This is a genomic window from Rhizobium sp. IY2, from assembly GCF_047532935.1.
GTDB lineage: Bacteria > Pseudomonadota > Alphaproteobacteria > Rhizobiales > Rhizobiaceae > Rhizobium > Rhizobium anhuiense.
On sequence record NZ_JBLKNU010000019.1, the window covers coordinates 45,025 to 53,586 of the forward strand.

Here is an 8,562-nt window from a genome sequence, read left to right on the forward strand (position 1 = left end):
CTCCCAACGAGGGGCGCCTGATAAGGCCGATCGTCATTTCGAATGGGAGGGCCGAACCATGCATATCGAGAAGATTTCGGAAATCATTGCGCATTTCATCGGTGTCTTCGAGATGACGATCGACGAGATGAGGTTGCGCACCAATTATGCCGAAGGGGCAGGACCCGGCGCGGATGGACCGGCTCTGCCGGATCAGGATGCCTTTACCGCCGCCTTTTCTTCCGATTTCCAGCTCAAGGACTACGATCCGGGCGTCATTTACCAAAGCGGCAGTTACGAGATCGAATATGGTCCGACGCGCCATGTGGGCCGCGTCCTCGAAGAAAGCCTTGAGAAGCTGGCGGCGATCGCCGCAAAGGACATCCCGCTACCGCATTTCGGCGATCCTACGGATATCGTGCTGTCGGATGAGCCGGAACTGACCGTCTTTGCCGGGCCTGGCTCGGCTATCAGCCATGTCCTTCAGGTCAACGTTCTCTACGACGACGACTATCTCGACATGACGAATGGCATCCATGCGCCTCGCGACACGAGTTTCGTCATCGAACGGCTCGCGGATTTCAGCGCCAAAGCCGAGATCTTCACGCCTTTTTCGAGCCTGCACCGGATTGATACCTATGATGGCGCGCTGAAGATTGCCGAGGATATCGAAACCTATATCCAGAATGCCCAGAATACCGAGGACAGCGGAACAACCTCGCTCAGCACCGACCCGACGCATCATTTCGTCACCACCGATCTGGTGGGCGACGACCCCATCATCTATGTCAATGGCGAACGTCAAGCCGACATCCCCGTCCTCGACGACTTCCTGCCCGACCGCGGTCTCGCCAAGCTCCAGGAAGAAGCTGACGACAGCAATTCATCCGTCGAGCAGACAGATCCCAGCGGCAACAGCCTTGATGTGACCGCCGGCGCAAATTTCGTGGTCAACATCGCCTCGGTGATCAATACCGGCGTCATCACCTCGGTCACCGCTGTCATGGGCAATTACCACCAGATCGACGCGGTCTCCCAGGCCTTCGTCTACAGCGACAATGACGAGATCGCCTCGACGCTGCGCTCATCCGGCCATTCGGCCGAGGAGGCGGGAACGATCGCCAAGAATATCGCCGTCTTCGAAAACAGCACCTTCGCAGCATCGAGCCACGCCGACACCGATGCTGCCGACCCGACATTCCCGAACAGCTGGCGCGTCAACGTCATCGATGGCGACGTCTCCTTCGTACAGTGGATCGAGCAGTATCACTTCATCAGCGACAACGACACGATGACGGTCACCACCTCGGGATCCGAAGCCACGGTTCTGACGGGTGGCAATACCTCCATCAACTTATCCTCCTTTTTCGGGATGGGCATGCAGTATGACCTGGTGATCATCGGCGGCAATGTGCTCGACATCAACAGCATCACGCAGATCTCGCTGCTCTACGACAATGACTGGGTGCGGGCGGAAGACGGCGTCGATCCGGGCGCCGACATCCAGACCGGCAACAACCTGATCTGGAATTTCGCCTCGATCCACAATGTCGGGACGGGCACCCCGTTCGAGGCCATGCCGGACTATATGATCGAAGCGCAGAAGGCGATCGAAGATCGCGATCCCAATATGCCGGAGGGGCTGTCGTTCGATGTGAATTTTCAGGGATATGCCGGCCTCAACGTGCTCTACATCACCGGCAATCTCTACGACATGACGATCATAAAGCAGGTGAGCATCCTCGGCGATTCCGACGATGTGACCCAGGCGGCGGCGACGCTCCTCGGCAACAATCCCGATGCGACGGTGACGATCGACACTGGCAGCAATGCGGTCATCAACATCGCCGAGATCGTCGACTACGACAGTTTCGGCCAGACCACCTATCTGGCAGGCCAGCTCTATTCAGACGCCATCCTCATTCAAGGCGGGCTGGTGGAGCATGATGCGACGCAGCCGCAGTCAGCCGACGACAGGCTCGCCAACGAAGTCATCGCCTTTCTCGATGACGACGATCCCACGGGCGGCTGTTCCGCCGATGGCGTCATCAATGCCGGGCATGATCTTTCATGGTCGTCGGCGCACCCCGCCGACGTAATGCAAGCCATGGTCGCGTGACCTTAAGTATTGCGAAGGAACCACGATGAACCAGATTTCGAAACAAGTTTTTGCAGCAGGCAGCGCTCTCGATCTGAGGTCGGGCAATATTCCCTCCGCTGCCCCTTCGGAAACGGCGCCGGCCAATCTGTGCATCTCTGCGATCGACGAGGCGGTCGAGAACCTTCGCAGGCTCAGCGGCGCCGCTGCTTCATCGACCGAAGGCGGCAAGAAGACGGCCGAAGTTGCAGTACGCGAGGCTGCCGCTATGGCGCGCGAAGACACAGCGCCGCCACCCTCTGCGCAAAAGGTGGTGATGCCGGAAGCCTCGCCGAAACCTTCGGCCGCGGAAACGGCGCCTTTCGCCGGGGTGGTGCAGGCCCCGGCCACAGCAAAACCGGCGGAAGCGCCCGCCCAACCGCAGATCGAAGCGCGGGCGGCGCCTGAACTGCCGAAAGAGACGACCGAGCTCAAATCGAACCCGACGATGCCCTTCGGCAAGACGATCGAAGGCGAGGGCGGTCCGATCAGCGAGAATGACAGACGGCTGCGCACCGGCGGCGGCGGAACCGGCAAGGATTCCGATCCCGGTGGCGGCGCGGGCGGGGGCGGGGGAAGTGGCGGCGGTTTTCACAAGCGCAGTGAGCCTGTGAATTTCGCCGCCAGCCTCTCGCGCGGCATGGCGGCGGTCCGACGCAACATGGCTGTGGTCATGATGTTCACGATCGCCATCAACGTGCTTCTGTTGGCGATCCCGCTCTATCTCTTCCAGATATCCGACCGGGTGCTGACCAGCCGCTCCATCGACACGCTCGTCATGCTTTCGATCGCCGTGCTCGGCGCCGTGCTGCTGCAGGCCTTCATGGATTCGGTGCGGCGCTTCATCCTGATGCGCACCGCGGTGGAGCTCGAAGTACAGCTCGGCGCGCCGATCCTCAGCGCTGCGGCGAGGGCGTCGCTGCATGGCAGCGGCAAGGATTATCAGACGCTGCAGGACCTGCAGCTGCTGCGCGGCTTCGTGACGTCAGGCACGCTGATCGCATTTCTCGATGCGCCGCTGATGCCGTTCTTCGTGGTCGTCGTCTATTTCGTGCATCCGCATCTCGGCATCATCATCATGGTCTGCTGTGCGGTGCTTTTTTTCATCGCCTATCTCAATCAGAAATTCACCGCCCGGCAATTCGCCGAATCCAACGGCTATCTCAGCCGGGCGAATTTCCATCTCGATTCCATGTCGCGCAATTCGCAAATCATCAACGCCATGGCGATGATCCCCGAGGCGGTGAAGATGTGGGGCCGGGAAACGGCGGGCTCGCTGAAATCGCAAGTCGAGGCTCAGGACCGCAACATTATCTTCTCGGGCATATCGAAGGCCTGCCGCATGATTACCCAGGTTACCCTGCTCGGCTGGGGCGCGCATCTGTCGCTCGCCGGAGAATTGACGGGCGGCATGGTGATTGCGGCCTCGATCATTTCGGGACGCGCGCTGGCGCCGATCGAAGGCGCCATCGAAGGCTGGCACCAATTCAACCGGTCGGCAGCCGCCTATGGCAGGATCAAGGGACTGCTGTTGAACTCTCCCTTGAACTTCCCGCGCCTGCGCCTTCCCAATCCGGAAGGCCGGCTCGATGTCGAGCGCATTCTCTTCGTGCCGCCGCCACAGAAGAAGGTCATTCTCAACGGCATCTCCTTCTCGCTCAGGAAGGGGGAATCGCTTGCGATCATCGGCAATTCCGGATCGGGCAAGACGACGCTCGGCAAGATGCTCGTCGGCTCGATCGTTCCGACATCGGGAAATGTGCGCCTCGATCTGATGGATCTGCGCAACTGGGATCAGCGTCAGTTCGGCGAAAGCATCGGCTACCTGCCGCAGGACGTGCAGCTCTTTCCCGGTACGATCAAAGCCAATATCTGCCGCATGCGCGACGACGTCGACGATCATCAGATCTACGAGGCAGCAGTGCTCGCCGACGTGCACGAGCTCATCGCAAGCTTCCCGCAGGGCTATGAAACCATCGTGGCGGCAGACGGCGCTCCGCTTTCGGGCGGCCAGAAGCAGCGCATCGCGCTTGCCCGCGCCTTCTTCGGCAATCCCAAATTCGTCGTTCTCGACGAGCCGAATTCGAACCTCGATACCCAGGGCGAGGCAGCGCTTGCCAAGGCGCTGATCCACGCCAAGAAGCAGGGCATCACCACGGTCACCATCACCCAGCGCCCCGCCCTTCTCCAATGCGTCGACAAGATCCTCGTGCTCAAGGAGGGCACTGTCGCCATGTTCGGGGAAAGGATCGAGGTGCTGCAGGCGCTTTCCAAGAACAACGGCAATAACGGTCAACAAGCACCGCGTATCGAAGGGTGAACGACATGGGACGCAAAAATCGGGAGACATCAGGCCCGGCGCAGCTCGAATGGTATAGCGACGTGCCGCGCTCGATCCGCGTGCACAGCATCGTCGGCCTGACGGTTCTCTTCACCTCGTTCGGCGGGTTCGGCTTCTGGGCTGCGACGGCACCGCTCGCCTCGGCCGTCATTGCCCAGGCGAGCTTCGTTGCGACCGGCAACAACAAGATCGTCCAGCATCTGGAAGGCGGCATCATCAAGGAGATGCGCGTCAGCGAGGGCGACACGGTGAAGGAAGGCGACGTCCTGCTGACCCTCGACCCGACAGCATCCCGCTCGAACGAACGGATGCTGCAGCTTCGGCGCCTGCGCCTGGAAGCCGTCGTAGCAAGGCTCCGTGCCGAAGCGCAGGGCCTGCGGGAATTCCAGGTTCCCGATATCGTCATGAAGGAAGCAAGTGATCCAGACATCAACGCGATCATCCAGAGCCAGAACGTCGTCTTCCACAGCAAGCAGATCAAGCTCGAAGAGCAGCTCAATCTGATCGAGAAAAACATCAAGTCGCTGGAATACCGGTTCGGCGGCTATAAAGGCCAACGCGAATCCTTCGAGAGACAATTGGCGCTGCTGACCGAGGAACGCGATTCCAAGGCGCGCCTGGTCAAGGTCGGCTATATGCGCAAGACGGATCTCCTGGCAATCGAACGGGCGATCGCCGATGCGATGGGCGATATTTCTCGCCTGAACGGCGAGCTCAACGAGAGCGAGGCGGAGATCGCCAAATTCCGCCAGGAAGCCATCATCGCCGTCAACTCCAACAAACAGGCGGCACTCGATGCGCTCGAAACCGCCGAATCCGATCTGGACAGCGTGCGCGAACAGATGCGCGAGGCTGCCGGCGTGCTCGAACGCACCACCATCCGCTCACCGGTGACGGGCACAGTGGTGCGCTCCTATTTTCATACCGCCGGCGGCGTCATCACGACCGGCAAGCCGATCATGGAAATCCTGCCGGCGCATGTGCCGCTGATCCTGGAGGCGCAGGTGCTGCGTACCTCCATCGATCAGTTGCACGAGGGAGAAACAGCCTCGATCCGCCTGACGGCGCTCAACCGGCGCACGACGCCGGTGCTGCAAGGCAGGGTCTTCTACGTTTCGGCCGACTCGATCGAGGAAAGTTCCGGGGTCTCGGTCAAGGACGTCTATATCGTCCGCGTCGAAATACCCGATTCCGAGATTTCCCGGGTGCACAATTTCCATCCCGTTCCCGGCATGCCAGCAGAAGTGCTGATCCAGACGTCGGAACGCACCTTTTTCGAATATCTGAGCAAACCAATCACCGACAGCATGTCACGGGCTTTCAAGGAACGCTGATCACTCGCAATCAGGCAGGGAGCGGTCCGGCAATATGACGGCCTCGTCCATTGTTCTGATATAATGTCGGCACGTATCATCCCCTTGGGGATGGGTCGTCCCCTCAGGGGGAGAAAGGGTAGAGCATGGCGGCGATGTCCGATGTCCTGTTGCGGGTCGGCCGCCTGAACTATGTCTGGACGAATACCGAAAGCCTGCTGATCTACATCATCGCCCATCTTCTCCGGGTCGAAAAGGATGCGGCGATCGTGGTGTTCCTGACGCTCAATACGACGCGCGCCCGGATCGATCTCATCGAACGGCTTGCCAAGCTCGCTTCGACCTCAGCTTCCGACCGGAAGGCGATCCTTTCAGCCATGTCGCGGCTGAAGAAGGAATCCAAGACACGCAACAAATACAATCACTGCATCTATTCCTTCGACGAAAAGGGAGAGATCTCCAGCACGCAGCTGATGCGGCTGGTCGAGGACGACAAGGAGATCCGCTATGGCAAGATCGAGCAGATGGACGCGCGCGAGCTCGACCTTCTGGAAAAGTCGATCGCCGAAATCGTCGCCATCAGCCGGACGCTCTGGGCCTTCATCCATGCGAGCCCGAGGATCGCCGGCGAGCTCTGAGTAACTCTTACGAGTATCTCTTTCCAAAACCGTTGCACACTTTCGGGCGAGATAGATTGAAGCGTCGCATTCGACAGGGGCATCGCGCTCTATGTCTTTGAATTGATATGTGATCTTTACTGAAAACCGACTTCGATTTTGGGTTAAGCGCCGGCTCAGGACTAATCATATTTAAGCCCTGCAAATCATCCGGACGGTTTATTTGAAGATCGGTGTTTCCCATTAGAATGAAACCTCCCGAGTGACGTATGGGGTATTGGGGGGCGGACATGCGCATAGATGTTATCGACACTATTGCCGGGTTCGAGGCGCTACGCGACAACTGGGATCGGGTCTTCATGGAAGATCCCGACGCGCAGCATTTCCTCTCCTGGATCTGGCTGAAGAATTATCTCTCTCGCCGGCGCCGCTGGTTCATCCTTGCCCTTCGCGAGCGCGATCCCGCAGCACCTTATGTCGCCTTCTTTCCGCTGCGCCTCATCACCCATCTGAACGAGAAGACCGGGCTCTTCTACGACGAAATCATAATGGCCGGGAATTTTGCGGCCGATTACACCGGCTTCATCGTCAGGCCGGATTACGAGCATCATGCCATTGCCGGTTTTGCTTCGTTTATCAAACATCAGAACTGGACCGATCTGAAGATCGAATATTTCAGCGGCCCAGCGGGCCGGCGTGAGAAGATGATCGAGGCGCTGCAAGGGCCGGAGGTGATGTTTCGCGACAGCTCGCCGATGAACAGCGAGAACATCGACAACACGATCTGCCCGATCGTCCCGCTGCCGGCAAGCTTCGACGATTATCTCGAACAGCGCATGAGCAGCCAGACACGCCAGAAGCTCCGGCGGTTCCTGCGCAAGGTCGAAGGCGACGATATCTACCGGATCACCATGGCAACCCCCGAGACCATCGATCGCGACCTCAACATCCTCTTCAATCTCTGGCGGATCAAATGGAGCGCCCGCAAGGGTGCGGAGCGGACCGAGCGGCTAATCGTCACCACGCGCGAGATGCTGATGGACTGCTTCAACAGCGGCAATCTCGACGTGCCGGTCTTGTGGTACGGCGACCAGCCGCTCGGCGCGCTGGCGAATATCGTCGACCGGCAGAAGAAGGCCATCCTCTTCTATATCACCGGCCGCGACGAGAACTGGAAGACGCCGTCTCCCGGCCTTATCCTGCATGGCTACTGCATCCGGCGGGCGATCGAGGACGGTTTCAAGACCTATGACTTCCTGCGCGGAAACGAACCTTACAAATATATGTTCGGGGTAGAGGAACGGCGGATCAGTTGCACCCTGTTCCGCACCCGCAACGGCCAGAACCTGCATGGCGTGCTCAACCCGCGCAGCATTCGCTTCGTCTATGAACAGGCGCTCGATATGTACCGCAACGGCGCCCGCGGTAAGGCGGAGATTGCCTTCAACCAGGTCCTGCAATCGGCTCCCGGCCATACCGGCGCGGAATTCGGCCTTGCCAATCTGCTGTTCGACCGCGGCAAGCTGACGGAGGCACTGACTGCCTACAACGCGCTCACCGAGCGAGCGCCCGATCCGACACCGATCCAGATGCGGCTTGGCGACACGCAGCTTGCCCTGCATCAATATGACCAGGCCGCAGAGACTTTCCGCCAGGTCGGCGAGATCGGGCCGCATCTCATCCAGGCGCATTACAAGCGTGGCATCGCCCTTACTGCCAGCAGACGGCTGGCTGAAGCAGAAGCCGTCTTCGCTGCGATCCAGGGAGTGCATTCGGACGATCCGGCCGCACTGGATTATGCCGCCAAGGCAAGTGCGGCGCTTGAACGCATTCGCGAATGTGCCGAGCCGGCGGCCCGCAAGACGGACATCGTGCCGGAAACCATCGCCCGCTGGAACCGGGGACGGCAGCTCAGCGAACGACGCCGACCGCGTCTGCATTGAGGACTTTTTGCCATGGTGCGGAAAGGCGGTCCGACAGTTCCGGCACGACACATTTTTCCGTTTCCACGCTGCCATGGGCTCTGGGGCGAGTGCTGAAGCCTTGGCTTAATTCCATCTGGAAACGCCAAAAGCCCGCACGAGGCGGGCTTTTTGTATCAGCGTGTATGGCGGTCTATGTGGGATTTGGTTGCGGGGGCAGGATTTGAACCTGCGGCCTTCAGGTTATGAGCCT

The 8,562-nt window shown here is 59.7% G+C and carries 5 protein-coding genes; all 5 read left to right on the plus strand.

Going from position 1 to position 8,562, the window contains the following annotated elements:
* The first annotated feature begins 58 nt into the window (after positions 1–58).
* The 5 genes from ACMUVN_RS31925 (at position 59) to ACMUVN_RS31945 (ending at position 8,330) form a co-directional block, all read left to right on the plus strand.
* On the plus strand, positions 59–2,098 hold the full coding sequence (locus ACMUVN_RS31925; protein ID WP_127431879.1) for a hypothetical protein: 2,040 nt from the start codon (positions 59–61) through the stop codon (positions 2,096–2,098).
* Between the two features lie 25 nt (positions 2,099–2,123).
* A complete protein-coding gene (locus ACMUVN_RS31930) occupies positions 2,124–4,436 on the plus strand; it encodes a type I secretion system permease/ATPase (protein WP_183906596.1) in 2,313 nt (770 codons plus the stop codon).
* A 5-nt stretch (positions 4,437–4,441) separates the two neighbouring features.
* Complete coding sequence (locus tag ACMUVN_RS31935) at positions 4,442–5,791, plus strand: HlyD family type I secretion periplasmic adaptor subunit (protein ID WP_028756240.1); 1,350 nt, start codon at positions 4,442–4,444, stop codon at positions 5,789–5,791.
* A 125-nt stretch (positions 5,792–5,916) separates the two neighbouring features.
* Entirely contained in the window at positions 5,917–6,408 is a 492-nt protein-coding gene (locus ACMUVN_RS31940) for a hypothetical protein (RefSeq protein ID WP_028756241.1), read from the plus strand.
* A 269-nt stretch (positions 6,409–6,677) separates the two neighbouring features.
* Positions 6,678–8,330: a GNAT family N-acetyltransferase gene (locus tag ACMUVN_RS31945; RefSeq protein WP_029733027.1), complete on the plus strand. Its 1,653-nt coding sequence runs from the start codon at positions 6,678–6,680 to the stop codon at positions 8,328–8,330.
* Positions 8,331–8,562: the final 232 nt, after the last annotated feature.

What these genes read in the sequence shown, in the direction of transcription:
- ACMUVN_RS31925 (WP_127431879.1), top strand. Translation starts at nt 59, where the DNA reads ATGCATATCGAGAAGATTTCGGAAATCATTGCGCATTTCATCGGTGTC.
- ACMUVN_RS31930 (WP_183906596.1), top strand. Translation starts at nt 2,124, where the DNA reads ATGAACCAGATTTCGAAACAAGTTTTTGCAGCAGGCAGCGCTCTCGAT.
- ACMUVN_RS31935 (WP_028756240.1), top strand. Translation starts at nt 4,442, where the DNA reads ATGGGACGCAAAAATCGGGAGACATCAGGCCCGGCGCAGCTCGAATGG.
- ACMUVN_RS31940 (WP_028756241.1), top strand. Translation starts at nt 5,917, where the DNA reads ATGGCGGCGATGTCCGATGTCCTGTTGCGGGTCGGCCGCCTGAACTAT.
- ACMUVN_RS31945 (WP_029733027.1), top strand. Translation starts at nt 6,678, where the DNA reads ATGCGCATAGATGTTATCGACACTATTGCCGGGTTCGAGGCGCTACGC.